Source organism: Arthrobacter sp. 05L421 (genome assembly GCF_056397785.1).
On the sequence record NZ_JBFTOC010000001.1, the window covers coordinates 169,566 to 195,058 of the forward strand.

General features: G+C 69.2%; 25 protein-coding genes and 1 riboswitch. Of the genes, 8 read left to right on the forward strand and 17 right to left on the reverse strand.

Annotation, left to right across the window (positions count from 1 at the left end; genetic code table 11):
• Positions 1–21 precede the first annotated feature (21 nt).
• From AC1DKQ_RS00710 to hemE, 9 genes are all read right to left on the reverse strand, one after another.
• Positions 22–1,110, reverse strand: coding sequence for an LLM class flavin-dependent oxidoreductase (locus AC1DKQ_RS00710; protein WP_476917952.1), 1,089 nt, complete (start codon positions 1,108–1,110; stop codon positions 22–24).
• Positions 1,107–2,090, reverse strand: a complete 984-nt coding sequence (hemB, locus tag AC1DKQ_RS00715) for a porphobilinogen synthase (RefSeq protein ID WP_476882789.1) — start codon at positions 2,088–2,090, stop codon at positions 1,107–1,109. The genes AC1DKQ_RS00710 and hemB overlap by 4 nt, the downstream gene beginning before the upstream one ends.
• On the reverse strand, positions 2,087–3,037 hold the full coding sequence (locus AC1DKQ_RS00720) for a uroporphyrinogen-III synthase (protein ID WP_476917953.1): 951 nt from the start codon (positions 3,035–3,037) through the stop codon (positions 2,087–2,089). Before AC1DKQ_RS00720 ends, hemB begins: the two co-directional genes overlap by 4 nt.
• A gap of 46 nt (positions 3,038–3,083) precedes the next feature.
• Complete coding sequence (hemC, locus tag AC1DKQ_RS00725; RefSeq protein WP_476917954.1) at positions 3,084–4,082, reverse strand: hydroxymethylbilane synthase; 999 nt, start codon at positions 4,080–4,082, stop codon at positions 3,084–3,086.
• Positions 4,079–5,374, reverse strand: coding sequence for a ferrochelatase (locus tag AC1DKQ_RS00730; protein ID WP_476917955.1), 1,296 nt, complete (start codon positions 5,372–5,374; stop codon positions 4,079–4,081). Before AC1DKQ_RS00730 ends, hemC begins: the two co-directional genes overlap by 4 nt.
• On the reverse strand, positions 5,371–6,117 hold the full coding sequence (gene hemQ, locus AC1DKQ_RS00735) for a hydrogen peroxide-dependent heme synthase (RefSeq protein ID WP_476917956.1): 747 nt from the start codon (positions 6,115–6,117) through the stop codon (positions 5,371–5,373). Before hemQ ends, AC1DKQ_RS00730 begins: the two co-directional genes overlap by 4 nt.
• A gap of 162 nt (positions 6,118–6,279) precedes the next feature.
• Positions 6,280–7,095, reverse strand: a complete 816-nt coding sequence (locus AC1DKQ_RS00740) for a hypothetical protein (protein WP_476917957.1) — start codon at positions 7,093–7,095, stop codon at positions 6,280–6,282.
• A gap of 156 nt (positions 7,096–7,251) precedes the next feature.
• A complete protein-coding gene (gene hemG / locus AC1DKQ_RS00745; RefSeq protein ID WP_476917958.1) occupies positions 7,252–8,751 on the reverse strand; it encodes a protoporphyrinogen oxidase in 1,500 nt (499 codons plus the stop codon).
• 4 nt (positions 8,752–8,755) lie between these two features.
• On the reverse strand, positions 8,756–9,871 hold the full coding sequence (gene hemE / locus AC1DKQ_RS00750) for a uroporphyrinogen decarboxylase (protein WP_476918169.1): 1,116 nt from the start codon (positions 9,869–9,871) through the stop codon (positions 8,756–8,758).
• Positions 9,872–10,086: 215 nt separating this feature from the next.
• Here hemE and AC1DKQ_RS00755 point away from each other — a divergent pair, with 215 nt between their 5' ends.
• Positions 10,087–11,466, forward strand: coding sequence for a glutamyl-tRNA reductase (locus AC1DKQ_RS00755; RefSeq protein ID WP_476917959.1), 1,380 nt, complete (start codon positions 10,087–10,089; stop codon positions 11,464–11,466).
• Between the two features lie 67 nt (positions 11,467–11,533).
• On the opposite strand, the gene AC1DKQ_RS00760 is transcribed toward AC1DKQ_RS00755, so the two are convergent.
• On the reverse strand, positions 11,534–12,550 hold the full coding sequence (locus tag AC1DKQ_RS00760) for an SDR family NAD(P)-dependent oxidoreductase (protein ID WP_476917960.1): 1,017 nt from the start codon (positions 12,548–12,550) through the stop codon (positions 11,534–11,536).
• A gap of 83 nt (positions 12,551–12,633) precedes the next feature.
• Positions 12,634–13,857 (reverse strand): molybdopterin-synthase adenylyltransferase MoeB, encoded by a 1,224-nt coding sequence (gene moeB, locus AC1DKQ_RS00765; RefSeq protein ID WP_476917961.1) that lies wholly within the window; start codon positions 13,855–13,857, stop codon positions 12,634–12,636.
• Positions 13,858–14,009: 152 nt separating this feature from the next.
• Here moeB and AC1DKQ_RS00770 point away from each other — a divergent pair, with 152 nt between their 5' ends.
• From AC1DKQ_RS00770 to AC1DKQ_RS00780, 3 genes are all read left to right on the forward strand, one after another.
• Positions 14,010–14,657, forward strand: coding sequence for a TetR/AcrR family transcriptional regulator (locus tag AC1DKQ_RS00770; RefSeq protein WP_476882912.1), 648 nt, complete (start codon positions 14,010–14,012; stop codon positions 14,655–14,657).
• Between the two features lie 61 nt (positions 14,658–14,718).
• Positions 14,719–14,943, forward strand: coding sequence for a DUF3107 domain-containing protein (locus AC1DKQ_RS00775; protein WP_377985414.1), 225 nt, complete (start codon positions 14,719–14,721; stop codon positions 14,941–14,943).
• 77 nt (positions 14,944–15,020) lie between these two features.
• Positions 15,021–15,323: a hypothetical protein gene (locus AC1DKQ_RS00780; protein ID WP_476882779.1), complete on the forward strand. Its 303-nt coding sequence runs from the start codon at positions 15,021–15,023 to the stop codon at positions 15,321–15,323.
• 48 nt (positions 15,324–15,371) lie between these two features.
• Here AC1DKQ_RS00780 and AC1DKQ_RS00785 read toward each other — a convergent pair whose 3' ends face one another.
• The 4 genes from AC1DKQ_RS00785 to thiO all read right to left on the reverse strand — a co-directional run bounded on the left by AC1DKQ_RS00785 (position 15,372) and on the right by thiO (position 18,401).
• Positions 15,372–16,043, reverse strand: a complete 672-nt coding sequence (locus AC1DKQ_RS00785) for a 4a-hydroxytetrahydrobiopterin dehydratase (RefSeq protein WP_476917962.1) — start codon at positions 16,041–16,043, stop codon at positions 15,372–15,374.
• 53 nt (positions 16,044–16,096) lie between these two features.
• The gene (locus AC1DKQ_RS00790) at positions 16,097–16,921 is read right to left on the reverse strand and encodes a thiazole synthase (RefSeq protein WP_476882777.1); all 825 of its coding nucleotides are present in this window, start codon (positions 16,919–16,921) and stop codon (positions 16,097–16,099) included.
• A 5-nt stretch (positions 16,922–16,926) separates the two neighbouring features.
• Positions 16,927–17,163: a sulfur carrier protein ThiS gene (thiS, locus tag AC1DKQ_RS00795; RefSeq protein WP_377985410.1), complete on the reverse strand. Its 237-nt coding sequence runs from the start codon at positions 17,161–17,163 to the stop codon at positions 16,927–16,929.
• A complete protein-coding gene (gene thiO / locus AC1DKQ_RS00800; RefSeq protein WP_476917963.1) occupies positions 17,160–18,401 on the reverse strand; it encodes a glycine oxidase ThiO in 1,242 nt (413 codons plus the stop codon). Before thiO ends, thiS begins: the two co-directional genes overlap by 4 nt.
• A riboswitch (TPP riboswitch) is annotated at positions 18,396–18,516 on the reverse strand. It overlaps the preceding gene by 6 nt.
• A gap of 26 nt (positions 18,517–18,542) precedes the next feature.
• Here thiO and thiE point away from each other — a divergent pair.
• The gene (thiE, locus tag AC1DKQ_RS00805; RefSeq protein WP_476882775.1) at positions 18,543–19,238 is read left to right on the forward strand and encodes a thiamine phosphate synthase; all 696 of its coding nucleotides are present in this window, start codon (positions 18,543–18,545) and stop codon (positions 19,236–19,238) included.
• A gap of 24 nt (positions 19,239–19,262) precedes the next feature.
• Here the strand turns inward: thiE and AC1DKQ_RS00810 are convergent, their stop codons facing one another.
• A complete protein-coding gene (locus AC1DKQ_RS00810; protein ID WP_476917964.1) occupies positions 19,263–19,934 on the reverse strand; it encodes a ferritin-like fold-containing protein in 672 nt (223 codons plus the stop codon).
• Positions 19,935–19,975: 41 nt separating this feature from the next.
• Between AC1DKQ_RS00810 and AC1DKQ_RS00815 the strand changes: the two genes are divergently transcribed.
• The 3 genes from AC1DKQ_RS00815 (at position 19,976) to AC1DKQ_RS00825 (ending at position 24,478) form a co-directional block, all read left to right on the forward strand.
• Complete coding sequence (locus AC1DKQ_RS00815; RefSeq protein ID WP_476917965.1) at positions 19,976–21,493, forward strand: RNB domain-containing ribonuclease; 1,518 nt, start codon at positions 19,976–19,978, stop codon at positions 21,491–21,493.
• Positions 21,494–21,821: 328 nt separating this feature from the next.
• On the forward strand, positions 21,822–23,597 hold the full coding sequence (locus tag AC1DKQ_RS00820) for a DEAD/DEAH box helicase (RefSeq protein WP_476917966.1): 1,776 nt from the start codon (positions 21,822–21,824) through the stop codon (positions 23,595–23,597).
• Positions 23,598–23,605: 8 nt separating this feature from the next.
• Positions 23,606–24,478: a DNA-methyltransferase gene (locus tag AC1DKQ_RS00825; RefSeq protein WP_377985404.1), complete on the forward strand. Its 873-nt coding sequence runs from the start codon at positions 23,606–23,608 to the stop codon at positions 24,476–24,478.
• 140 nt (positions 24,479–24,618) lie between these two features.
• On the opposite strand, the gene AC1DKQ_RS00830 is transcribed toward AC1DKQ_RS00825, so the two are convergent.
• A complete protein-coding gene (locus AC1DKQ_RS00830; RefSeq protein WP_476917967.1) occupies positions 24,619–25,464 on the reverse strand; it encodes a PHP domain-containing protein in 846 nt (281 codons plus the stop codon).
• Positions 25,465–25,493: the final 29 nt, after the last annotated feature.

Sequence of the window (25,493 nt, forward strand, 5' to 3'; positions counted from 1 at the left end):
TTCTTTCAGTTCGCGGCCGGGTCAGTGCGCGGCCAGCAGCGCGGCCACGCGGGGCGCCACTTCGGTGCCGAACAGTTCGATGGAGCGCACCATGGACGGGTGCGGCAGGGTGCCGTTGCTGTACTTGAGATCAAAGCGGTCCACGCCGAGGTTCTTCTTGAGCAGGGCGATCTTCGCGGCCACGGTTTCGGGCGAGCCGACATAGAGGGCTCCCTCGGGGGTGCACATCGCGTCGAATTCGCCCCGGCTGGCCGGACCCCAGCCGCGTTCGGCCCCGATCCTGTTCCGCTGCTCGAGCCAGTGCGGGTAGAACTCCTCGCGGGCTTCCGCATCCGTGGCGGCGACGTGGCCGGGTGAATGGGTGGCCATCTGCTGCATCGGGTGCCCGTACTTGGCCATGGCCTCCCGGTAGAGGTTGGCCAGGGGCGCGAAGGACCGCGGCTGGCCGCCGATGATCGCAAAGATGATCGGGTAGCCGTACTCGGCGCAGCGCAGCACCGACTCCGGGGTGCCGCCGACGCCGATCCAGGTCGGCAGGAGGTGGTGTTCCAGCGGCGGATAAACGCTCAGGCCGTTGAGGGCCGGCCGGGTGCGTCCCTCCCAGTGGACCGGTTTCTGTGCCCGGACCTTCTCGAAGAGCTCGAGCTTTTCTTCGAAGAGGACCTCGTAGTCGGCCAGGTCGAGGCCGAACAGCGGGAAGGATTCTATGAAGGACCCGCGGCCCAGCATGACTTCTGCCCGGCCGCCGGAGATGGCGTCCACAGTGGCGAAGCGCTGGAAGACCCGGATCGGGTCATCGGAGCTGAGCACCGTCACGGCTGAGCCGAGCCTGATGTTCTTGGTGCGGGCAGCCGCCGCGGCGAGGAAGACCTCCGGGGCGGAGACCGCGAAGTCGCGGCGGTGGTGCTCCCCCACCGCGAAGGCGTGCAGCCCGACGTCGTCCGCGAGTTCGGCCTGTTCCAGGAGCTGCCGCAGCACCTGGGCGTGCGGGACGGGATGGCCGTCCGGGAAGACGCCGACGTCGCCGAAGGTGTTCAGGCCGAGGAGGATGCGGTCGGCCGCCACCGGCGCCGTGGGCGTGGTGTTCCCTGGCTCGGGGGCCGCGCTCACCGGGACTCCTTCAGCCAGCCGGCCAGCTCGCTCGCCCAGTAGGTCAGCACCATGTTGGCGCCGGCGCGCTTGATGCCCAGGACGGACTCGGTGATGGCCGCCCGGCGGTCGATCCAGCCGTTCGCGGCGGCGGCCTCGATCATCGAGTACTCGCCGGAAATCTGGTAGGCGGCCACGGGGACGGGGCTCATGGCGGCGACGTCGGCGAGGATGTCCAAGTAGCTCATGGCAGGCTTCACCATGACCATGTCAGCGCCTTCGGCCAGGTCCAGGTCCACCTCGAGGATCGCCTCCCGGCGGTTGGCGGCGTCCATCTGGTACGTGCGGCGGTCGCCGGTCAATTGCGAGTCGACGGCCTCACGGAACGGGCCGTAGAACGCGGAGGCATACTTCGCGGCGTAGGCCACGATGGCGGTGTTGGCGTGCCCGGCATCCTCGAGGGCCTGCCGGATCACGGCGACCTGGCCGTCCATCATGCCCGAGGGACCCAGGACGTGGGCGCCGGCCTCGGCCTGCGCGACCGCCATCTGGCCGTAGATCTCCAGGGTCGCATCGTTGTCGACGTAGCCGTTGGCGTCAAGGACGCCGCAGTGGCCGTGGTCGGTGAATTCATCGAGGCACACGTCGCTCATGATGACGAGTTCGTCGCCCACCTCGGCCCGGACGTCCCGGATGGCCTTGTTCAGCACGCCGTCGGGGTCCAGGGAGGCCGTCCCGCGCGCGTCCCGGACCGCGGGGACGCCAAACAGCATGATGCCGCCGACGCCCAGCTGCACGGCTTCCGCCGCGGCCCGCCGGAGCGAATCGGTGGTGTGCTGCTGCACGCCGGGCATAGAAGCGATCGGGTTGGGCTCGGTGAGGCCTTCGCGGATGAAGGCCGGCAGGATGAGTTCCGACGCCGAGAGCCGGTGTTCAGCGGTCAGCCGGCGCATGGCCGGGGTGGTGCGGAGCCGGCGTGGGCGGTGGGTCGGGAAGCTCATAAGGTGTCCTTTGCTGAGGGCTCTGCGACTGACGGATGAGGTGGAGAGTGCTGGTGGTCCAGGGACCGGACGACGGCGGCTACCAGGCCCGACGCCGTCGGCTCCTGCGCCACGGCGTCGACGCTCAGTCCGAGGGAGGCTGCCTCAGCCGCCGTCGAACGTCCGATGGCGACGAACCGGCAGTTGCCCAGCGGGGCGAGGTCCGCGTGGATGCGGCGGGCGGCGCTGGGCGAGGCGGCGACCACGGCGTGCAGCCGGCCGGCACCGATTTCCGCCTTCGCCTCGGCCACGGTGAGCACTGTGGGCGGGGGCGCGTCCTGCCCCACGGGACCGGCCCGTTGCGTCAAGGTCTGCGGTGAGGCCGGCACGGGGCCGGACGGGAAGGCGGGCAGGGCCCGGCGCGGATCTGCGGGATATTCGACCGTGTTGTAGGCCGTGACGGCCTGGACGAAGGCGCCGCGGGCCTCGAGGCCCCTGCGGAGCCGCGGGTCGGCAATGTCCGCTTGGGGCAGGAGCACGCTGCCCTGGTTCGCGGGCCAGATGTCGAGCAGGCCCGTTCCGGATTGCTGGCCCGTGGGGGCAAGGTCCACGCTGATACCCCGGGATTCCAGGAAAGTGCGGGTGGCCGGGCCAATCGTGGCCACGAGGAGACCGCCGGGCAGCCAGTTGCTGAGGGAAGCGCCCCGTTCGGCGGCCTTCGACTCAAGAGCCTGGACGGTGGTCACGCTGCTGATCACAAGCCAGGTGTAGGCCCCGGCGCCGAGCGCGTCGAAGGCGACGTCAAGGGAGTGCTGGTCACTCGCCTGCTCGAAGTCGATCAGCGGCAGGAGCATGGGCTCGGCACCCACACGGCGGAGGGCCGTGACGAGCTCCCCCGCCCGGTCCGGGCTGCGGGCAACCAGCACACGGGCGCCGTCCGGCACCCTCGTGCCGGCCGGCCCGCCCATGTGGTTTCGGTCGCTTTGCCGTCCCATAAAGTGTGGAATCCGCGGTTCAGGAAGCTGCCAGGTCCGCGATGCCGGCGGCGCCGCCGGCCAGCAGGACTTCGGCCAGTTCGATCCCGAGCAGCGTTGCCCCGATCTCGGTGAGGCCATCGGTGGCCTTCTTGTCGCGGACCGTTGCCGTGCCGTCGACAGCGCAGACCACCGCCTCGAGGTACAGCATGCTGCCCTTGCGGTAGGCGTAGGCGCCCACGGGGGCGGCGCATCCGGCTTCCAGGCGGGCCAGCAAAGCACGTTCGGCTGTGACGGCGAGCCGGGTGTCCGGATCATCGAGGGCCGCGAGGGCCTGCGCCAGCACGCCCTGGGAGCCTTCCGTCGACCCGGCCCTGCGGGGCGCATCGGCCGTGCGGCATTCGATCGCCAGGGCACCCTGCCCGGCGGCAGGGAGCATGACGTCCGTCTCGAGATACTCGCTGACGGCGTCAAGCCGGCCGATCCGGTGCAGTCCGGCGGCGGCGAGCACGACGGCGTCGAGGTCGCAGGACTTGCCGTCGACGACGGCGTCGTTCGTGTTGCCCGCCAGGCCCGGGACGCGCCCCAGCCGGGTTTCCACGTTGCCGCGGATGTCACGGATGTCCAGGTCGGGGCGGGCGGCACGGAGCTGGGCTGCGCGCCGCGGGGAGCCGGTGCCCACGGTGGCTCCCTCGGGCAGGTCGGCGAGCTTGAGCCCGCCATGGGCGCACAGCACGTCCCGGACGTCGACGCGTTTCGGTGTGGCGGCGAGGCTCAGCCCCAAGGCCGGACCGGTGGGAAGGTCCTTGAGCGAATGCACGGCGACGTCGCATTTGTCCTGCAGCAAGGCGTCGCGGAGCGCGGCGACGAATACACCGGTGCCGCCCATCTGGGACAGCGAGCCCTTGAGGACATCACCTTCGGTCCGGATGTGGACGAGCTCGACGGGGAACCCTCCGACGGCGGCCAGCTGGTCCGCGGTCTGCTGGGTCTGGGTCAGGGCCAGCTTGCTGGCGCGGGTGCCGATCCGGACGGTCATGGGGTCCCCCGGCCTGCCGCCGTCGCAGCCGTAGCCGATGCCGCGCCCGCAGCCACGGGTGCGGCCGGGTAAGGATCGTGCCCGGTCCCGACGGTGGTGTCGGCTCCGGCGACGGTGGGCTTTTCGCCGCGGAAGTTCGCGCAGCAGCCGGGCCGGCAAACGTCGTACCAGGGGCCGAGCTTGGTCAGGTGGGGACGCTCGGCGATGTTGTTCGCGACGGTCCGCTCGCAGATGAGGTCCACGAGCCCGGCGACAAACTTGCGGTGCGTTCCGGGGGTGGGGACGCGGGTGGCGGTCAGATCCAGCTTTGCGCAGGTCTCGAGCGCCTCGGTGTCCAGGTCCCAGACCACTTCCATGTGGTCACTGACAAAGCCCAGCGGCACAATCACGATGCCCTTGACGCCCTGGCCGGCGAGCTCCTCGATGGCGTCGTTGATGTCCGGTTCGAGCCACGGCACGTGCGGGGCTCCGGAGCGGGACTGGTAGACGAGGGACCACGGTGCGGTCAGGCCCTGCTCGACCTCGACCCGGCGGATGATCTCGCTGCCGGAGGCCAGGTGCTGCGCGGCGTAGGCGGAGTCTTCCTCGAAGGTGCGGGGCTCGTCCTCGGACCGCCCGGCGGCCTCGGCGTCGCGGGTAGGGATGGAGTGCGTCGCGAACAGGATGTGCACGGGGGCGTCCGGGGTGCCCGCCGCGGCCAGCTGGGCCCGGACGTCGGCAAGGCCGGCGGCGGTGCCTTCGATGAAGGGTTCTACGAAGCCGGGGTGGTCGAAGTACTGGCGCACCTTGTCGACCTCGAGCTTGCCGTCGAGCCCGGTTTCCGTCAGTGCCATGCCAATGTCCTCGCGGTACTGGCGGCAGCTGGAGTAGCAGGAGTAGGCGCTCGTGGTGAGCATGAGGACCTTGCGGTGGCCGGCGTCGTAGATCTCCTGCAGGGTCTGCGGGATGTACGGGTCCCAGTTGCGGTTGCCCCAGAAAACGGGCAGCCCGATGCCGCGGGCGGCAAGTTCGGCCTCGAGGCCGGCCTTGAGCTCACGGTTCTGTCCGTTGATGGGGCTGATGCCGCCGTTGGCGCGGTAATGGTGCGAGACCTCTTCGAGCCGTTCGTCCGGGATGCCGCGGCCGCGGGTGACGTTGCGGAGGAACGGGATGACGTCCTCCTGCCCCTCGGGCCCGCCGAAGGAGGCGAGGAGCACGGCGTCGTACTCCTTGGGGGCCATCCGGCCGGCCTCGGTGACGGGGTTCACTGCGGTTACTGAGGCGGCGGATTCCTGGGGATCCAACGGACTCATGCAAGGACCTCGGCAATCTCGGCGGCGGTGACGCGGCGGCCAGTGTAGAAGGGGATTTCTTCCCGGACATGGTGCCGGGCTTCGGTGGACCGCAGGTGACGCATCAGGTCCACGAGGTCCACGAGTTCGGGGGCTTCCAGGCCGAGGATCCATTCCCAGTCGCCCAGGGCGAAGGAGGAGACCGTGTTGGAGATGACCTGGGGGAAGTCGCGGCCCAGCATGCCGTGGTCGCGGAGCATGGCGCCACGCTCGGCGTCCGGCAGGAGGTACCACTCGTAGGAGCGGACGAAGGGGTAGACGCAGAGCCACTCTGCAGGTTCCACACCGCGGGAGAACGCCGGAGTGTGGTTCTTGGCGAACTCGGCCTCGCGGTGCACGCCCATGGCTGACCAGACGATCTCTGTGCCTGCGAACAGTTTGCTGCGCCGGATGTCCCGGACTGCACGCTGCAGCGCTTCCGGCCGGGGACCATGCAGCCAGACCATGATGTCCGCGTCGGCCCGCATCGCAGAGACGTCGTAGCTGCCGCGGTGGACAACGCCGGCGTCGGCGAGGCTTTTCATCAGCGCTTCGAAGTCTTCGGCTGCATCAGGGCCCCGCAGGATGTCCTCGGACCGCTTGAAAACGGTCCAGAGGGTGAAGAACTGCTCGGTTGAATCTTCGGGCGCCGCTGCCCCGGCGACTGATTCCCCGGGGGCTGACATTCCGGTTTTAGTGACAGATTCGGCAGAAGTGTGGCTCATGCATACCAGTCTGCCTCCTCTCCCCAGCTAAGTCGAAAAAAAGCACTTCTACAACGCGTAGAAGTGCTTTATTTCACACCCGGGAGGCTGCTCTGGGGCAGGCGGGTCAGCGGCAGGCGGGTCAGCGGTCCGCGGCGGGCGGGTCAGCCAGAAAAGGTCCTGTCAGCTCCGGCGCATCCGGACCGCCGCGACGCCGGCACCGAGCGAGAACACCACCAGGCCGATGCCCCAGCCGACCAGCGGTGACAGCCCCGCAGGTTTCACCACCGACGTCGCCTCCAGGGAGGAGTTGCCGGCGTGGCCCTTGGCCGGGGTCATGGTCGCACCGGCTGTGTTTGAACCGGCTGGGGAAGGGTGCGATGTGGCCGGTTTCGAGGCCGGCGCCTGCGTGCCGGTACCGCTGCCCACGGCCGGCACTGCTGCCCCGGGCTCGGCGGTCTGGTCGGCGCTGCCGCTTCCCGGTGCTGGCTGGCCGGGAGCTTCTCCTGTGGGAGCGGATCCGGCGGATCCGCCAGCGGCGGGAGCTCCCGGTGCCGGGGCGGCGGGCGGCGTGCCGGGGACCTGCGGGGCGGCGGGCGGCGCAGGTTTCGCGGACGAGGTGCTGGTGGGCGGGGTGCTGGTGGGCGGTGCCGTGGGCTGGGGAGTGCTGGGCTGTGGGTCACTGGGATCGCTGGGCTCCGGGCTGCTGTGCGACGGTGGCCGCGAAGGGGTGTCCTCGTCCGAGCCGCCGGAGGGCGAGTGGCTCGGCGTCGTCGCGGAGCCCAGCAGGCCATCCAGCACGTCATCGAGGCCGAGGCTCAGCGAGCCCTGCGCCGACGGCGCGGACGCTGCCGCGGACAGCCCGGTGGCCGCATGTGAGGCCGGAACCCCTGCGGTGGCAGCCAGCACCGCCCCGAGGGCGACTGCCGCCGCGCCGCGTCGAAGGCCCCAATGACGCCCGTTTTTCGTTGTGGACACCTTGGACCTGAAAATAACCATGGTCATCGACCCTAGCCGCAATCGACCGGCAGGAAAAACTTGCAAAAACCGCGGAAATCCGGCAGGAAACCACACGGGACCGGAGAGGTTCAGGGTGCCTGGGAACCACTGTTATTCCTGTGGCTGAGGGTGCTTTTGGGACTCGAGAGACCGTGATCAGGACAACAGGGTTTGGACCTGCCCCGGGGTGTCGGCCACGATCGCGGCCAGGCCGTTGCCGGACAGCCAGCCGCCCACCACGGCAAGCGTGCCGTCCGCTGCACAGATGCTCCGGACGGCCGCGACGCGCTGCCTGTGGCCCAGCGACGCAAAGGGCAGCGCACCGGCCCAGCGGACCACGTCCCAGTCCGCCACGTCCCCGGCGCCGACGGGAACGCCCAGCAGGGCCGAGGCGTCAGCCAGCGCTGCGCGGAACAGCTCATCGTCAGAGTGCGGGGCCATGGGCGCTCCCCCGGCTCCGGGCTCCCGCGCCGGGCCTGCGGCAGCAGCGCGTCCGTAGGAGAGCCGGAGCACATGCCTTCCCGGGCCTGTCCGCTCCGCCAGCCAGGCCCACTTGGCGGTGGCGTGGGTCAGCGCCTTGGCCTGCACGCCCGGGCTCTGCGGCGCCACAAGCACGCCGGTGCCGCGCGGCGCCGGGTCAAGGGCAGGCAGATCCACCACAAGCGTGACCAGGCAGACATCGGGTCCGGCGTCGGGGCGGAGGCCGGCAAGTTCGGGCAGTGTGTCCTCAAGCAGCCCGACGGCCGCGGGGCCCTCCACCGCAACCACGAGGAATCCGGCGTCGAATATGGCCCGGTCAGTGGCCACCCGCCAGCCGTCGGCTGTGCGCTGCACGGACCGGGCCGAGGTGCCGTTGAGCAGGGTGACGCCGCGCTGGCGGAGATCGGCGAGCAGGGCGGCGACGAGAGTGTGCATTCCACCGCGCAGCCCGGCGACGGCGGACCCGGCCTTCCGGAGCCCCGCTGACTGGGCCCTCGCGGAACCGGCCGGTCCGGCCGTGGCGGCCGCCGCTCCCCTGCGCTGGGCCGCGACGGCGGCGGCGAGGGAACCGTGCTCACGGATGCCGGCACGCAGCCCGGGGGCCACCATGTCGACGTCGAGCACTGCGGGATCGGCCGAGTGGACGCCCCCGACAACCGGTGCCACGAGCCGGTCCAGGACCCGGCTGCCCATCCGCCGGCGGACCAGGGCTGACACGCTCGTGGCCTCGGCGCCGGTGCCCAGCCAGGCCGGCAGCACGGCATCGAGGGAGGCGCGGAGGGAACCCAGCAGGCCCAGTGACCGGAGGACTTCCGGGTCCCACGGGCTGGCCGGGATGCCCAGGACGCCGGTCTTGGGCAGTTCCCGCGGGCCGTCGGGCAGCTGGACCCAAGCGCCGCCGGGGTTCGGAGCGACGATCTCGCCAGCCAGCCCGAGCTCCGCCGCGAGGTCGGCTACGGCGGTGGTACGGGTGGCGAAAGATTCTGCGCCGCTGTCCAGGGTCAATCCGGCCACGGCATGGCCGCCGATGCAGCCGCCCCAGGCTTCGCTGGCTTCGAGGACGGTGGTGCGGACGCCGGCCCGGGCGAACTCCCGGGCCGCAAGCAGGCCGGAGATCCCGCCCCCAATCACGACGGCGGTGCCTTCCAAGGGAGTCCCGGCGGGGCCCGCGTCCACGCTCTTACTCCGGAGCGATGGAGTGGATGAGTTCGACCACGCGCGTGAGCACCTCAGGATCCGTCTCCGGCGGCACCCCGTGGCCGAGGTTCACCACGTGCCCGGGAGCCGCGGAGCCGGCCGCGAGCACGTCGCGGACATGCGCTTCGAGGACTTCCCACGGCGCCGAGAGCAGGGCCGGGTCGATGTTGCCCTGCAGAGGAACGGTGCCGCCAAGGCGGCGGTTGGCCTCGTCCAGCGGCAGCCGATAGTCGACCCCCACGACGTCGACGCCGACGTCGCGCATCGCGACGAGCAGTTCGGAGGTGCCGGTGCCGAAGTGGATCAGCGGCGCGCCAAGGTGCCGGACATGGTCCAGGGCACGGGACGACGCCGGCGCAACGAAGCGCTTGTAGTCGGCCAGTCCCAGCGAACCGGCCCAGGAATCGAAGAGCTGGCCGGCCGAGGCGCCGGCTTCCAGCTGGGCGCGGAGGAACATCCCGGAGGCGTCCGCGGCCCAGTTGGCCAGCGCAGTCCAGGTCTCGGGGTCGGCGTGCATCATGGTGCGCGGGCCGAGGTGGTCGCGGGAAGGCTTGCCTTCCACCATGTAGGCGGCGAGGGTGAAGGGCGCACCGGCGAAGCCGATCAACGGCGTGCTGCCGAGCTCGGCCACCGTAAGCCGGACAGCTTCGCGGATAGGCTCCAAGGCCTCCCAGGTCAGCTGCGGCAGAGCGGCAACGTCCGCGGCCGTGCGGACCGGTTTGTCCAGGACGGGTCCGACGCCGGGCACGATGTCCACACCCACGCCGGCCAGCTTGAGCGGGATGACAATGTCCGAGAAGAAGATGGCGGCATCGACGTCGTGGCGGCGGACCGGCTGCAGGGTGATCTCGGAAGCCAGCTCGGGGCGCAGGCACGAGTCCAGCATCGCGACGCCCTCACGGATCTTGAGGTATTCGGGCAGCGACCGGCCTGCCTGGCGCATGAACCAGACCGGTCGGCGGGAGGGCTTGCCGCCGCGGTAGGCCGTGATCAGCGGCGAGCTTGCGGTGCGGCCGTCCATCAGCGGGTGCCCGGCATCGAGGCCGCCTGCGGCGCCATCCACGACGCCGCCATCGTTGGCAGCATTGCCCTCGGACATACTGAATGTGGTGGTGCCGGCACGTGCCGCAGCGCTTGGAGTCATGCCTTCGATTGTGCCCAAATTTGTGCCCAAAAGATAACGACAGCCTGTCACGGTGCCTCTCACACTGGCCACGAGCGCCGCACGGTGGCGGGAATCACAGGCCGGCGTGCCCGAACCCACGCCGGGACAGTTGTTCTACACGGGCACGAAAAAGCTATGATGGTGGTGCTGTGGTTCTTTTTTCATTGGTGGCTACACACGCCGACATCGACCTCGAAACCGTTGCTCAGTTGAGCACCGGCGCTTCAGGGCTCGCCACATCCGCCCTCGCCGGATCGCCGGCCGTGGCGGGTGCCGTTGTCCTTGCCACCTGCAACCGCCTTGAAATTTATGGTGAAGCCCCGCATCCTGACGCTGTCGACGCAGCCCGGGCGGCCCTCATCACCCAGATCAGCGGAGCCAGCGGACTCAACGATCAGCTCGTCTCCCGCGCCTTCAGCACCCGCACCGGCGCCGAGGTCAGCCAGCATCTTTTCGCCGTCAGCTCCGGACTGGACTCCGCCGTGGTCGGCGAACGCGAAATTGCCGGCCAGGTCCGCCGCGCCCTGATCACCGCCCAGCACGAGGGCACCGCCAGTTCCGGCCTGGTCCGGCTGTTCCAGGCTGCGTCCAAGACCGCCAAGGACGTCGGCGCCCAGACGGCGCTGGGTTCGCGCGGCCTGTCCATAGTCTCCGTCGCGCTGGATCTCGCGACGGACCTGTCGGAAAACGCGGACTGGTCCGCCAAGAAAGCTGTCGTCTTCGGGACCGGCGCCTACGCCGGAGCCACCATGTCGCTGCTGCGCGAACGCGGCTGCACCGACGTCTTTGTCTATTCCTCCTCCGGCCGCGCCGCCGGCTTTGTCGCCACCCGGGGCGGCACAGCCCTGGACGAGGACACCCTTCCGGCCGCAGTTGCCGGGGCCGACGTCATGATCGGCTGCAGCGGCTCCGACAGCCGGGTCGAAGCGGGCGATCTCGCCCGGATCCGGGCTAACTCGCCCCAGCCGCTCATCGCGATTGACCTCGCCCTGACCCATGACTTCGACCCCGCGGTGGGCGATCTCGACGGCGTCGAATTGCTCACGCTCGAATCCGTCCGGCTGGCCGCGCCGCAGGAACAGGCCGAGTCGCTCGAGCAGGCCAGCAGCATCGTATCCGGGGCCGCCAGCGCCTTTGAGCAGGAGCGCGAGGCGCGGTCCGTGGACTCGGCGATAGTCGCCTTGCGCCGCCACACGATGAACGTCCTGGACGCGGAGATGGAAAAGGTCCGGGCCCGGCACGGCTGCACCGCTGCCGCCGAGGAAGTCGAATTCGCCCTGCGCCGCATGGTGAAACAACTCCTGCATATCCCCACCGTCCGGGCGCGCGAACTGGCCTCCAACGGACAGCAGGAGACCTACATTGCCGGTCTTGAGGCGCTGTACGGCATCACAGTGGAGCCCGCCGCCGGTGCACCGGCCTCAGGTGCTGCCGGCTCCGTGGCCGCGTGCCCCGTCGACCACAACGCAGCTATCGGCAACCCTGGGGACCACATCTCCGGCGCGGGCGATATCCGCGAAACCGCGTAACTGCCCCGAGGCCCCCGGGCGTAACCGCCCCGCGTAGTCAGCGCCGTCCGGTGCCTGCCGGTGTCTATCAGCGGAATGCGTTGATTCCGGTCATTTCGGCCGACATCTGCCACAGCTGCGCGGCAGCCTCGCGGTCCACGGCATGCGCATCCACGCCCCGGATCCTCGCTTCGGGAGATCCCGGCACCGTGGCTTCGGCGATGTCGCAGTCCTCGCAGTAGACGCCGCCCATTCCCTCGAGCGCCGGAGCCGTCGCGGCCCAGACCGAAGTGGCGGCGCCCTGCGCCGGTGTCTTGAAGCGCGGGTCGAGCTTGCCGTCCGCGTCCATCCAGCCTGCGGCGATCATCTCTTCGCGCGGCAGGTGCCGCTGCAGTTCCGTCATGATCCCGCCCGGATGTACGGCGAAAGCGCGCACGCCGAAGTCCCGGCCCAGGGCATCGAGCTGGACGGCGAAGAGCGCGTTGGCCGTCTTGGCCTGGCCGTAGGCGCGCCATTTGTCGTAGCCGGAGTCGAAATTGATGTCATCGAACCGGATCCCCGAGAGCTTGTGGCCGGTGGAGGACAGCGAGACCACGCGGGCTCCCTGCGCCGCGGTAAGCGCGGGCCACAGCAGGTTGGTGAGGGCAAAATGACCCAGGTGGTTCGTGGCGAACTGCGATTCCCAGCCGGGGCCCACCCTGCGCTCCGGACTCGCCATGATGGCGGCGTTGTTGATCAGGATGTCCAGGCTGCGTTTTGCGCCGGGCGCCGCGCCCGCCAGGAAGCCGGCGGCGAACTCCTTCACGCTGGCCTGGTCCGCCAGATCCATTTCGGCAACGCTGACTCCGCCGCGTTCGGTAGCCGTCAGCCCGGCCTCTGCGAGGACGTCCCGGGCGTGCTCCGGCCGGCGGGCCGGCACCACAACGGCGGCACCGGCGGAGGCCAGTGCCCGCACGGTCTCCAGGCCCAGTCCCGAGTAGCCGCCCGTCACGATCGCGGTCTTCCCCGTCAGGTCGATGCCGGCAATCACCTCGGCCGCCGTCGACTCCCGGCCAAAGCCAGAGCCAATCTTGCGCTGGGGTGTCAGGGTATTTTCCTCGCTCATGGCCAGGCCTTTCGTAGGAGGGCGCCGCTTGGCGGAGCATTTTTCGGCGGCCGCGGCGCGGCTGGCCGGCTGGGCGGTTGGCCTCAGTACACCGGCTTCCCGGGTTCCACGTCCCGGACCCAGGCGAGAATGCCGCCCTCGAGGTGGCTGACGCGCTCGTACCCGGCGGCTCGGGCTGCGGACAGGACGGCGGCGGAACGTGTTCCGCCCTTGCAGTGGAAGACAATTTCGGCATCCTGGGGCAGTTCCTGCCACGCCTCCCCGGCAAGGATGTGGCCCTGCGGGATCAGCACCGACCCGTCAATGCGGACAATCTCGTACTCCCCTTGCTCCCGCACGTCAATGAGGTGGAAGTCCTTGAGGCCAGCCTTGCGTGAGGCCAGCATGGTGGCGAGCTGGGTCGCCGTCACGGTGTGCTCGGTGCCGGCATCCGCCGTCGGGGTTATCCCGCAAAATGCCTCGTAATCGGTAAGCTCAGTGACGCGCACCGCCTCGGGGTCCCGGGCCACCTTGATCTCGCGCCAGGTGCCGCCGAGCGCGTCATAGAGGGCCAGCCGGCCCAGCAGGGACCGGCCGACGCCGGTGATCAGCTTGACAGCCTCGGTCACCATCAGCGCCCCGACGGCGGCGCACAGCATGCCGAACACGCCGCCTTCGCCGCAGGACGGCACGGATCCGGCCGGCGGCGCCTCCGGGTAGAGGTCCCGGTAGGTGGGCCCGAACTGCTCCCAAAAGACGCTGACCTGGCCGTCGAAGCGGAAGATCGATCCCCAGACGTAGGGCTTGCGGAGGATGGCAGCGGCGTCGTTGACGAGGTAGCGGGTGGCAAAATTGTCGGCGCCGTCGAGGATGAGGTCGTAGCCGGCAAAGAGTTCCAGCGCGTTGGTCGCGTCGAGGCGGACGTTGTGGAGCCGGACGTCCACGAGCGGGTTCAGGGCCGCAATGGCGTCGCGGGCGGACTCGATTTTGGGCCGGCCCACATCCGCGACGCCGTGGATGATCTGGCGCTGGAGGTTGCTAAGGTCGACGTCGTCATCGTCAACGATGCCGAGGGTGCCGACCCCGGCAGCGGCGAGATAGAGCAGGGCCGGGGAGCCAAGGCCGCCGGCCCCGATGACGAGGACTTTCGCGTTCTTGAGGCGCCGCTGACCGATTGCGCCGATCTCCGGGATGATCAGGTGGCGCGAGTAGCGTTCCACCTCGTCGGGGCTGAGCTCCCCTGCCGGGTCAACCAGCGGCCCGGGCCGCGGATCCAGCTGCGTCTGGGGGGTTGCGGGGGCGCCGGTGGCGGTGAACTTGGAAGCCATACTTCAATCTATGCCCGAAGATACCGCCAGGTCATATTACCCGCGCGTAAGGTGTAATTGAGTGCAAGGTAGTTCAGTACAAGTGCAGTTGAGTGCCATTGCGCGCAATGGGGTGAAAAGGAAAGAAGGCCGACGTGGTTCATCAGGCACCGGTGGAACGGGACGAGACCGGCAAGCCGCCGGCCGGACAGACACGGAGCGGCCAGCGCTCGGCCCGCCTGCCCCGTGACGAACGCCGGGCGCAGCTGTTGGCGGCCGCGCAGGAAGTTTTCGTGGCGAACGGCTATCACGGTGCCGCCATGGATGAGATCGCCGAGACCGCCCACGTCAGCAAGCCGGTGCTGTACCAGCACTTCCCTTCCAAACGGGACCTGTACCTGGCATTGCTGGACAGCCACCTCAGCACCCTGATCGATCTGCTGCTTGGCGCCCTGAATTCCACCACGGACAATGACGAACGCGTCCAGGCGGTCATGCGCGCCTACTTCCGCTTCATTGCCCACGACGACCAGGCGCACCGGCTGGTCTTCGAATCAGACCTGATCAACGATCCCGACGTCAGTGCACGGCTGGAAACATTCAACAAGACCTTTGCCGACGCCGTCGCCCGCGTCATCGCCGAGGACACCAAGCTGCCCGAACTGGAAGCCCGGCTGCTGGGCCGCGGGCTCGCTGGAATGGCCCAGGTGAGCGCCCGGTACTGGTTGGAAACGGCCGGGAACCTGGATCTCGATGTAGCCAGCGACCTCATCTACCGTTTAGCTTGGCGCGGAATCTCCCGCTTCCCCAAAGAGACCTAGACTACAAATAGAGATTGACCTTAGACATTTTTTGGACGTTGATTGGCTGGGAGGCCTTGCTGTGGAAGTAAAGATTGGTATTCAGAACATTGGCCGCGAACTTGTCCTTGAATCGACACAGGACGCCGACGCCGTCGCCAAGGTGGTCGGCGACGCGATCGCCAAGGGCGGCGAACTGCGGCTGAAGGACGACAAGGGCCGCCTGGTGATCGTCCCCGCCAACGTTCTGGGCTACGTGGAAATCGGTGCAGAAGAGGCCCGCCGCGTCGGCTTCGGCGCCCTCTAGCCCGAGCGTTTAGCCCCGGCGTTTCTCCACTGTCGTTTCTTCATTGTCGTTTTCTTCACCAGCGTGAGGTGTCCTGAATGCTTTCCCTGATTGTGGTTGCCATCGTGACCGTTGCTGCGGGCTTTGTCGTGTGGGCCAACGACAAGCGGCACACGAAATACGGTGTCAGCGTCCCGGCGGGAGTCGCTGCGACCGTCGGCATGCTGAGCTGGATCATCTTCATTGCGGCCGGACTTGGCTACCAGCCAGGCCTGACCTGGATCCCGTGGATCCTGCCGATGCTCCTGGGCACCGCGGCCTCGATCGCGTCCGTGGTGTACCTGGGCAAGACCCGGACCCGGCAGGACACCGAGCGGCTCACCGCAATCCTGAAGCTCTAACGGCCCCTCCGGGGGCACCAGCAGGCGGGGCATCGGCAGGGCAGTGCCCTACGCCGGCAGGTCCGGTCCGTGGCCGTCCTCGGTACACAAGCACAGCCGGTTTCCTTGCGCATCCGTGACCACCACCCAATGGGGTGCGTGGTCACGGTTGATTAATGCCCCGGTAGCCGCGGTCTGGTCCAGTACGGGCCCGGATTCGGCCTGGCTCCGGTGGATGTCCACATGGATGCGGCTGGCCCTTGGGGTGGTCGTTTCCCGGAACCGGAGCGAAGGGCCGCGGCCGTAGGGGTCCGTGAGATCCCCGAGTCTGCCCTTGCGGTAACCGAGGGCGACCCGCCAGACCTCCGAAATCCCGGCGGGATTCTCCGAATCGATGGCTACTTCCACGGTCCGGTACAGCCCCGGTTGCGCGGTGGCAGCGACTGCGGCGGCCGCCGCACTGGCCGCAGCGGCCGCCTTGACGTCCCGCTGCGTCACCTCGGAGCCGACGTCATGGGAACTGTAGCGAAGAAAGACCCGGTTGAAGCGCCAGTCCAGGTCCGGGTGGTGGTTCTGCTCTTCGGCGAGGCGCCCGACGGCGGCGATCAGCTCGAGTGCCGCGGCCGCCGTCGGCGCCTTGTACACGGTCACCAGCCCGCCGAGGCGGTACCGCCAATCCGGCAGGCCTGCCAGCGCTTCGTCGAGTTGTGGGCGGGTGAGGATGTCATCCGTGGCTGCCATGACAGTCTCCTTCACTGGTTGACCGACAAGACGGCCTACCGGAGCGGCCGGACTCAGAGGAACTCGGCCCGGCCTTCCATCGCCGAGGACGCCAGCGCGTGCTCGCGGCGCGGGATCCTGCCAGCCTTTTTTGCCAGCCTACCGGCGATGACGGCATGCTTGAAGGCCTCGCCCATGAGCACGGGATTCTGCGCCCGGGTCACGGCCGTAGCCAGCAGCACGGCGTCGCAGCCCAGTTCCATCGCCAGGGCCGCGTCCGAGGCTGTGCCGATCCCTGCATCCAGCACCACGGGCACGGACGCCCGCGAGACGATCAGCTCGATATTGTGCGGGTTCAGGATGCCCAGGCCGGTGCCGATCGGGGCGCCCAGCGGCATCACGGCCGCCGCGCCGAGGTTTTCGAGCCGGAGGGCAAGCACGGGATCGTCGTTGGTGTAGGCGAAGACCTTGAAGCCGCGCGCCACGAGCTGTTCGGTGGCGTCTACGAGTTCGACGGCGTCCGGCAGCAAGGTGTGCTCGTCGGCAATGACTTCGAGCTTGACCCAGTCCGTTTCCAGGGCTTCCCGGGCCAGCTCGGCGGTGAGAACGGCGTCCCTGGCTGTGAAGCAGCCGGCCGTGTTGGGCAGCACCCGGATCCGGTGATTCTCCAGCAGCTGAAACAGAGAGCCGGTCTCCGCTGGCGAATAGCGGCGCATTGCCACGGTGGTCAGCTCGGTGCCGGAAGCCACGAGCGCCGCCCCCAGCCCGTCCAGGCTCGGCGCACCGCCGGTGCCCATGATGAGGCGGGAGCCGAGCGTCACGCCGTCGACCACGAACGGGTCGGCCACTGCCCCGGCCGCGGGTGCGGCTGGTGTTGCTGCCAACGTTGTCTCGATCATGCTGGTCATCCTCCCTGGACTGCCGTGACAAGTTCGACGTCGTCGCCGTCGGCGAGCGCCGTGGCGTGCCACTGGCTGCGCGGCACCACCTCAGCGTTGCGGGCCACGGCGACACCGAGCTTGCCCCCGTCGGCAGCCCGGCCGTCGGGGCCGATGCTGCGGCCAGTGAGCTGGCTGACGAGAGTGCTGACGGAGGCGCCGTCGGCGACGCTCTGCTCCGTTCCGTTCAGTCTGATGTTCATGCTGCTTCCTTCTTGGGGCTGTCCCCGGACGTGTCCGGGGTGCGGGAAAAACGGTCGGGGCGGAACCCATCCCAGCGCGGGTCCGGCGTCCCGTCCATGAGTTGCCGGCACACGGCCGCAGCCGCGGGGGTCAGCAGGACGCCGTGCCGGAAGAAACCGGTGGCGATGATGAGCCCCGGGACGTCCCCACCGTCCGGGCGGGCGACCCGTCCCAGCAACGGGGCGTTGTCCGGCGTGCCGGGCCGGGCCCTCGCCGCGGCTTCCAGCAGCTCCAGCTCGGCGACCGCGGGCACCAGCTGCTGGGCATCCCTTAGCAGCTGGTAGACGCCGCCGGCAGAAACCGCATGGGGATCCGACGGCCCGTCCTCACGCTGGGTGGCTCCGATCACCACGGTGCCGGTCTGGCGGGGAACGATGTACACCGGGACCCCGCGCACCATGCCCCGCACGGTGGCCGTGAGCAGCGGCAACAGACGCGGGGGCACGCGAAGCCGGAGGATGTCGCCATAGACAGGCCGCAGCGGCAGCGCCAGCCCGGCGGGCAGGTCCTCGAGCCCGGCGGCGCCAAGGCCGTTGGCGATTACCGTTTCCGCAGCCCGCACGGAACCGCCGCCCGCGAGCCGTACCCCGGCAACCGTGCCGTCCTGCCACAGCAGGCCCGCCGCGCGCCGCCGGACAAAGCTCCCGCCCTCCGCGCCGAGCACGCTGGCGAGCCGGGTGAGCAGCAGCCGGGGGTCCACCTGGTGGTCGGCCGGGATGTCGAAGGCGCAGGAGATGCCCGGGCTCAGCAGGGGCTCCCGGCTGCGGGCCTCGCGCACTGTCAGTGGTTCCACGGTGAGGCCGCAGGCCTGCTGGACCTCCCTCAGGTCCGCGAGCGCGCGCCGGTCCGCCGCGTCGGCCCCGACCGCGAGGGTCGACGTCGTCAGGTAGCCGGTACCGGCCAGGGAATCCGCGCCGCCGGCGTCGAGGCCGGCAGCGAATCCGGGCCACAGCCGGGACGACTCAAGCATCAGTTCCAGCAGCTGCTCCTCCTGGTAATGCAGCTCGCTGACGGGGGCCAGCATGCCGGCCGCGGCCCAGCTGGCTCCGCTGCCGGGAGCATCGTCGATCAAAACCACAGACCGGCCCGAGCGGCTGGCCTCGAACGCGATGCCATGGCCAATCACCCCGCCGCCGATCACGGCAACGTCGGCGGCGTCATTTGCGGCGGCGGCTGCGCGGCCGGCTCGTGTGCCCATAAAAAAATTCCTTCCCTACGCCGGTACTAGCCGGATCAGGTCAAGCGGTCGGCTCTGACGCCCTCTCAGCCCTGCAGCAGCGACTTGGCTGCTGCGGGCTCCCGCGGTATGCGCCCAGTTTAGAGGAACTAGGCTGGACCCATGAGCCAGGACCCCCTCCACACCACCGCCCGCCTCTACTTGTGCACTGACGCCCGCAGGGACCGCGGCGACTTCGAGGACTTCGTTGACGCCGCCTTCGCCGGCGGTGTGGACATCATCCAGCTGCGCGATAAAACACTTGAGGCGGCCGAGGAACTCGAACTCCTGGAGGTCCTGCACGCCGCGGCCCAGCGCCACGGACGGTTGTGGGCCGTCAACGACCGGGCGGACATCGCGTCCTTGTCCGGGGCACCCGTGTTCCATATCGGCCAGAAGGACATTTCGCTCGACGCCGCCCGCGGCTTCCTGGGCAAAGACGCCGTGATCGGCCTGTCCACCCACAGCCCGAAACAGGTGGACGCCGCCATTGCTGCCTCGCCCGGCCGCAAAGGGCTCGACTACTTCTGTGTGGGCCCCGTCTGGGCGACGCCCACCAAACCGGGACGCGCCGCCGTCGGCCTCGACCTGGTGCGCTACGCCGCCCAGGCGATCGGCCGGGCGGACGCTGAGGGAACCGGCAAGGTGGACGGCGTCATGCCCTGGTTCGCGATCGGCGGGATCGACCTCAGCAACGTTGAGCAGGTAGTCGAGGCCGGCGCCCGGCGGATCGTGGTGGTCCGGGCGGTCACCGACGCCCCTGATCCGGCCCACGCCGCAGGTGCGCTGCTGGCGGCGCTGGACGCCGCGGCATCTTAGGCAGGTTCCCGGCCTGCACTGAACCTAGCCGGCGAGCCCCAGCCCTGCCATCCGGCGGGCGTGGTTCGCTGCGAGTTCGGCCGTCAGGCCCCTGACCAGCTCCCTGGCGCCGGCGTCGTCCAGGCCCGAGAGCCCGGCGAGGAACGCGTGCTCAAGGCTGAGCCGCTGGGCATGGGTCAGGACCTCGCCCAGCAGGCGCCTGGCCCACAGCGCCAGGCGCGACGCCAGCCGGGGATCATCGGCCAGGGCCGCCTTGAGCCGCTCCTGGAGCACGGCCGTGGACTCGCCGGTGGAGCGGACCTGCCCGATCAGCTCCCGGGTCCCGGCGTCGACGTACCGGCCGACGGCGCGGTAAAAGTCCGCGGAGACGGTGTCGATCACGTAGGCCTTCATGAGCGCCTCATACCAGTCCGCCGGGCGCGTGCGCTCGTGGAAGTGGTCCACCGACGGCTGGAACGGCAGCATGACAGCCTCGGTGTCCAGGCCCATGTGCTCGATCCGGGCGCGGACCAGTTCGTAATGCTGGAACTCGACCACCGCCATGCTGCCCAGCACCGCACGGTCATGCAGCGTGGGCGAATACCGGGCACTCGAGGACAGCCGCTCGAAGGCGGAAAGCTCGCCGTACGCCAGGACCCCCAGCAGATCCGCCACCAAGCTGTTGTAGAGGGCAGGATCGTCCGCAGTTGCGCTCATCATCCAAGACTAATAGCGGAAATCGGGCTACCCTGATTTTCGTGTCACATCATCGCCTGACCCCCAGTGTCCACGAGCAGCAGAACCAGCTTGCCGAGGCTCTCAAGGCGTTGCGCACCACGCTGGAACTGCCCGGTCCGTTCCCCGAGGGCGTGCTGCGCGACGCGGAAGCAGCGGTGGCCGAGCACAAGCTGCCGGACCTGGACCTGACGCACGTCGAGTTCGTGACCATTGATCCGGCATCGTCCACCGACCTCGATCAGGCCCTGTTCATCGAACGGAGCAACGGGGGCTACAAGGTGTTCTACGCCATCGCCGATGTCCCCTCCTTTGTCGCCCCGGGCGGGGCGCTCGACGCCGAGACCCGGCGCCGCGGCCAGACCTTCTACACCCCGGACGGCCGGATTCCGCTGCACCCGGAGATCATCAGCGAGGCCGCCGGCAGCCTGCTCGCCGGGCAGTTGTGCGCGGCGTTCGTCTGGGAGTTCGAGCTCGACGCCGCCGCAGAGGTGACCGCGGTCCTCGTGCGCCGGGCGCAGGTCCGCAGCCGGGCCAAGCTCAACTACAAGGGCGTCCAGGCCGAGCTCGACGCCGGCACCGCGTCCCCGGTACTGCAGTTGCTCAAAGAGGTGGGCATCAAGCGGGTGGAGCAGGAACGCCTGCGCGGCGGCGCGAGCCTGAATATGCCCGAACAGGAGATCCAGCAGCTGCCCGACGGCGGCTACCGGATCGTGGCCGCCCCGCCGCTGCCGGTCGAGGACTGGAACGCCCAGATTTCACTCATGACCGGGATGGCCGCCGCCGCTCTCATGCTCCGGGGCAAGGTGGGCATCCTGCGCACCATGCCCGCCCCGGATGAGGCGTCGCTGCGGCACTTCCACCGCCAGACCCAGGCCCTCGGCAAGCCCTGGGATGGGGAAATGCGCTACGGCGAGTACCTCCGGACCCTGGACCCCATGGACCCCCGGCAGCTGGCCATTGTGCATTCGGCCGGGATGCTTTTCCGCGGTGCCGGGTACACGCACTTCGACGGCAACGTGCCGGGAGCCGCCGTCCAGTCCGCCATCGGCGCGGCCTACGCCCATTCCACGGCGCCGCTGCGGCGGCTGGTCGACCGTTTCGTGCTGGTGATCTGCGAGGCCCTGAGCAACGGCACCGAAGTTCCGGCCTGGGCCCGGGAGGCCCTGCCGTCCCTGCCGGCCATCATGGGCACCTCGGACCAGCTCGCCGCGAAGCTGGAGCGGCTCTCGCTGGACACCGTGGAGGCGGCGCTGCTGGTCAACCACGTCGGCCAGGAATTCGACGCCGTCGTCATCTCCGGCCCCAAACCGGCGAAGAGCGCGAACGGCAACACAGCGGTCAGCGTCAACGGGAATGGGAACGGGAACGGCGGCAAAGCCAACGGCAACGGGAATGGTCCCTCCGGGATCGTCCAGATCGCCGAGCCCGCCGTGACCGCACGATGCCCGGGCGAACTGGAACCGGGCACTCAAGTCCGGGTCCGGGTGCTGTCAGCGGACATCGCCACCCGCGAAATCGAGCTGGAGCTCGTGGGCTGACGGTCCGCTTCAGGCCCGCTATCGGTCCGCGGCCGGCACCACTCCGCGGCGCGATCACGGGTCCAGTCGAGGATCCGTGCCTTGTACAGCTAGACTGGAGAGGTAGAAATGGATGCCCGGTCGTTGATTTCCATGATTTTCGAATTCAACAAGCCCGCCCCTACGCGATCTTGAGATACACCCGCTGGTCCCCAGTGCCAGCATTTAGATAGCCCGCGATCGGCTTCCACTGGAAATGCTTGCGCGCCTGAGCGTGCTCCGGAACGGCCACTTTGGCCGGCCCCGTTGAGCAAGCAGCGCAGCCCAAAATGAATAAGGAAACTCCCCTGTGAGTGAATTGCACACGCACCAGCTTCTGACCGATGAGTCCGGCACGGAGACCATCGAGCCCGAAGAGACCATTATCTCGGACGAAAAGCCGCACGAGATTGCCGAAAAGACCTTCGCCGACTTCAACGTCCGCGCGGACATTGTGGAGTCCCTGGCCGACGCCGGCATCACCCACCCCTTCCCGATCCAGGCCATGACGCTGCCGGTCGCACTGGCCGGGCACGACATCATCGGCCAGGCCAAGACCGGTACGGGCAAAACCCTCGGCTTCGGCATCCCGGCGCTGCAGCGCGTCGTCGGCCGTGACGACGCCGGTTTCGACAAGCTGGCCGTTCCCGGCGCCCCGCAGGCCCTGGTGATCGTGCCCACCCGCGAACTCGCCGTCCAGGTTGCCAAGGACCTCGAGAACGCCGCGAAGAAGCGCAACGCCCGCATCGCCACCATTTACGGCGGCCGCGCCTACGAGCCGCAGGTCGAGGCGCTGAAGAACGGCGTCGAAGTCGTCGTCGGCACCCCGGGCCGCCTGATCGACCTCTTCAAGCAGAAGCACCTGAGCCTGAAGAACGTCAAGATCGTCATCCTCGACGAAGCCGACGAAATGCTGGACCTCGGGTTCCTGCCGGACGTTGAGACCCTGATCGCCGGTACCCCCGCGGTCCGCCAGACGCTCCTGTTCTCGGCCACCATGCCCGGCCCGGTCATCGCCATGGCCCGCCGCTACATGACCCAGCCGACCCACATCCGCGCCGCGGACCCCGACGACGAAGGCCTGACTAAGCGCGACATCCGCCAGTTGATCTACCGTGCCCACAGCATGGACAAGGTCGAAGTCGTCGCCCGCATCCTGCAGGCCCGCGGACGCGGCCGGACCATCATCTTCACGAAGACCAAGCGCACCGCCGCGAAGGTAGCCGAAGAACTGGTGGACCGCGGTTTCGCTGCGGCTGCCATCCACGGCGACCTCGGCCAGGGCGCCCGCGAACAGGCGCTGCGCGCCTTCCGCAACAACAAGGTGGATGTCCTCGTCGCCACCGACGTCGCCGCCCGCGGCATCGACGTCGACGACGTCACGCACGTGATTAACTACCAGTGCGTCGAGGACGAGAAGATCTACCTGCACCGCGTCGGCCGCACGGGCCGCGCCGGCAACAAGGGCACCGCCGTGACCTTCGTTGACTGGGATGACATGCCGCGCTGGGGGCTAATCAACAAGGCCCTGGGCCTGAGCTACCCCGAGCCCGTGGAAACCTATTCCTCCTCGCCCCACCTGTTCGAGGAACTCGATATCCCCGCGGGCACCAAGGGCCGGCTCCCCCGCGACAAGCGCGTGCTGGCCGGCGTCGACGCCGAAGTCCTCGAGGACCTCGGCGAGACCGGCAAGAAGAACTCGCGCACCAGCGCAAAGGACAGCGGCCGTGACGGCGCCCGCGAAGGCAGCCGTACGGGTGGACGTGACGGCGCCCGCGAAGGCAGCCGCACCGGCAGCCGCGAGAGTGCCCGCGAGGGCAGCCGCACCGGCGGCCGCGACTCGCGCCGCAGCGGCACGGAGGCCGGCGGACGCTCTGGCGACCGCCGTCGCCGTCCCGCCGAGGCCGAGACCGCAACGGCGTCCGCCGCCAACGGACAGGGTCCGGAAACTCCTGCCGCCGCAACGGCGAAGGCCCCCACCGAGGTGGACCGGGCGACCCGCGCCCGGCGCCGGACCCGCACGCGCCGCCGCAACGGCGAGGTAGTGGCCGGGGGCGACGCACAGCCGAGCGGCGCCGAGGCCTAATCCCCTCCATGACTGACACCGTCTGGGCGCCGGACGGCAGCAATCTGGTGGTTCACGCGGACAACGCGGAATACCTCCCCACGCTGCCGGACGGCGCCTTCACACTGATATACGTGGACCCCCCTTTCAACACCGGCCGGGTCCAGCGGCGCCAGGAAACCAAGATGGTGCTCAATGCCGGCGGCGAGGGCGACCGCGTCGGGTTCAAGGGCCGGTCCTACGACACCATCAAGGGCGCCCTGCACAAGTACGACGACGCGTTCAGCGACTACTGGTCCTTCCTCGAGCCCCGGCTCGTGGAAGCCTGGCGGCTCCTGGCCGACGACGGCACCCTGTACCTGCATTTGGACTACCGCGAGGTGCACTACGCGAAGGTCATGCTGGACGCGATCTTCGGCCGGGAGTGCTTCCTGAACGAGATCATCTGGGCGTACGACTACGGTGCCCGGGCCAAGTACCGCTGGCCCACCAAGCACGACAACATCCTGGTCTACGTCAAGAACCCGGCGAAGTACCACTTCGACAGCGCCGAGGTGGACCGTGAGCCGTACATGGCCCCCGGACTCGTCACCCCCGCCAAGCGCGAGCTCGGCAAGCTTCCCACGGATGTGTGGTGGCACACGATCGTTTCGCCGACCGGCAAGGAGAAGACCGGCTACCCGACGCAGAAACCGGAGGGGCTCATCCGCCGCGTGGTTGCGGCCTCGAGCCGGCCCGGTGACTGGTGCCTGGACTTCTTTGCCGGTTCCGGAACGCTCGGATCCGTGGCCGCGAAACTGGACCGCAGGTTCGTGTGCGTGGACCAGAACCAGCCGGCCATCGACGTCATGGCCAAGCGCCTGGCCGCGCAAGCGCAATTCACGTCGTTCCCGGCGGCCTGACGCCACCCCGCCCGTTGCACTATCACTTACGGCGGCTCTTCGGGCCCTGACGGTGCCCTGAGGGGCCTTATGGCGACGCTAAGTGATAGCGCAACCGCGGGTTCAGGCCCTCATGGTCTAGGGTCTCAGCGGACCGGTCCTTAGCGGACTACCGACGAGCCGGTGCCCAGTTCCTCGATCCGGGCAAAGACTTCTGCGGAGGTCAGGTTCTCCCCCAGCAGGTTCGGCTTTCCCGCGCCGTGGTAGTCCGAAGACCCCGTGACCAGCAGGCCGTAGCGTTCGGCGATGCGGCGGAGGAACCTCCGGCCCTCCTCGGGATTGTCCCGATGGAAAATTTCCAGGCCGGCCAGGCCGGCGTCGATCATCTCCCGGTAGGTCTCCTCCCCCACGATCCGCCCGCGGGCAGACGCCACAGGGTGGGCGAACACCGGGACGCCGCCGGCCGCACGGACCAGTTCGACGGCGAGCGCCGGCTCCGGCGCATAGTGCTGGACCCAGTAGCGCGACCTTGCGGTGAGGATGGAGCCGAAGGCCTCGGCCCGGTCCTCCACGACCCCCGCGGCGACGAGCGCGTCGGCGATGTGCGGGCGGCCCAGGGTGGCGCCCGGCGCGACGTGGTGGATCACGTCGTCCCAGGTCAGCGGGTAGTCCTCGGACAACAGGGTGACCATCTGCTGTGCCCTCGTGTGCCGGGCATCCTTGGATTTCGTGATTTCCTCCAGCAGCCCCGGATGCGCGGGATCGTGGAGGTAGCTGAGCAGGTGGACGCTGATGCCTTCAGCCGTCCGGCACGAGATCTCCATGCCCGGGACCAGGGCCACCCCCGCCTTCCGGGCGGCGACGGCGGCCTCCGCCCACCCGGCCGTGGAATCGTGATCGGTCAGGGCGATGACGTCGAGGCCGGCAGCGGCAGCGGACTCCATGACGTCGGCCGGCATCTGGGTGCCGTCGGAAACATTGGAGTGCGCATGCAGGTCAATCCTCACCTCACCAGCCTAGTAGATGGCCGGATCCA

Coding starts and splice junctions, on each gene's coding strand:
- hemB (WP_476882789.1), bottom strand. CDS start 2,090: ATGAGCTTCCCGACCCACCGCCCACGCCGGCTCCGCACCACCCCGGCC.
- AC1DKQ_RS00720 (WP_476917953.1), bottom strand. CDS start 3,037: ATGGGCGGGCCGGCCGGCACGAGGGTGCCGGACGGCGCCCGTGTGCTG.
- hemC (WP_476917954.1), bottom strand. CDS start 4,082: ATGACCGTCCGGATCGGCACCCGCGCCAGCAAGCTGGCCCTGACCCAG.
- AC1DKQ_RS00730 (WP_476917955.1), bottom strand. CDS start 5,374: ATGAGTCCGTTGGATCCCCAGGAATCCGCCGCCTCAGTAACCGCAGTG.
- hemQ (WP_476917956.1), bottom strand. CDS start 6,117: ATGAGCCACACTTCTGCCGAATCTGTCACTAAAACCGGAATGTCAGCC.
- AC1DKQ_RS00740 (WP_476917957.1), bottom strand. CDS start 7,095: ATGGTTATTTTCAGGTCCAAGGTGTCCACAACGAAAAACGGGCGTCAT.
- hemE (WP_476918169.1), bottom strand. CDS start 9,871: ATGTCCGAGGGCAATGCTGCCAACGATGGCGGCGTCGTGGATGGCGCC.
- AC1DKQ_RS00760 (WP_476917960.1), bottom strand. CDS start 12,550: ATGAGCGAGGAAAATACCCTGACACCCCAGCGCAAGATTGGCTCTGGC.
- moeB (WP_476917961.1), bottom strand. CDS start 13,857: ATGGCTTCCAAGTTCACCGCCACCGGCGCCCCCGCAACCCCCCAGACG.
- AC1DKQ_RS00780 (WP_476882779.1), top strand. CDS start 15,021: ATGCTTTCCCTGATTGTGGTTGCCATCGTGACCGTTGCTGCGGGCTTT.
- AC1DKQ_RS00785 (WP_476917962.1), bottom strand. CDS start 16,043: ATGGCAGCCACGGATGACATCCTCACCCGCCCACAACTCGACGAAGCG.
- AC1DKQ_RS00790 (WP_476882777.1), bottom strand. CDS start 16,921: ATGATCGAGACAACGTTGGCAGCAACACCAGCCGCACCCGCGGCCGGG.
- thiS (WP_377985410.1), bottom strand. CDS start 17,163: ATGAACATCAGACTGAACGGAACGGAGCAGAGCGTCGCCGACGGCGCC.
- thiO (WP_476917963.1), bottom strand. CDS start 18,401: ATGGGCACACGAGCCGGCCGCGCAGCCGCCGCCGCAAATGACGCCGCC.
- thiE (WP_476882775.1), top strand. CDS start 18,543: ATGAGCCAGGACCCCCTCCACACCACCGCCCGCCTCTACTTGTGCACT.
- AC1DKQ_RS00810 (WP_476917964.1), bottom strand. CDS start 19,934: ATGAGCGCAACTGCGGACGATCCTGCCCTCTACAACAGCTTGGTGGCG.
- AC1DKQ_RS00825 (WP_377985404.1), top strand. CDS start 23,606: ATGACTGACACCGTCTGGGCGCCGGACGGCAGCAATCTGGTGGTTCAC.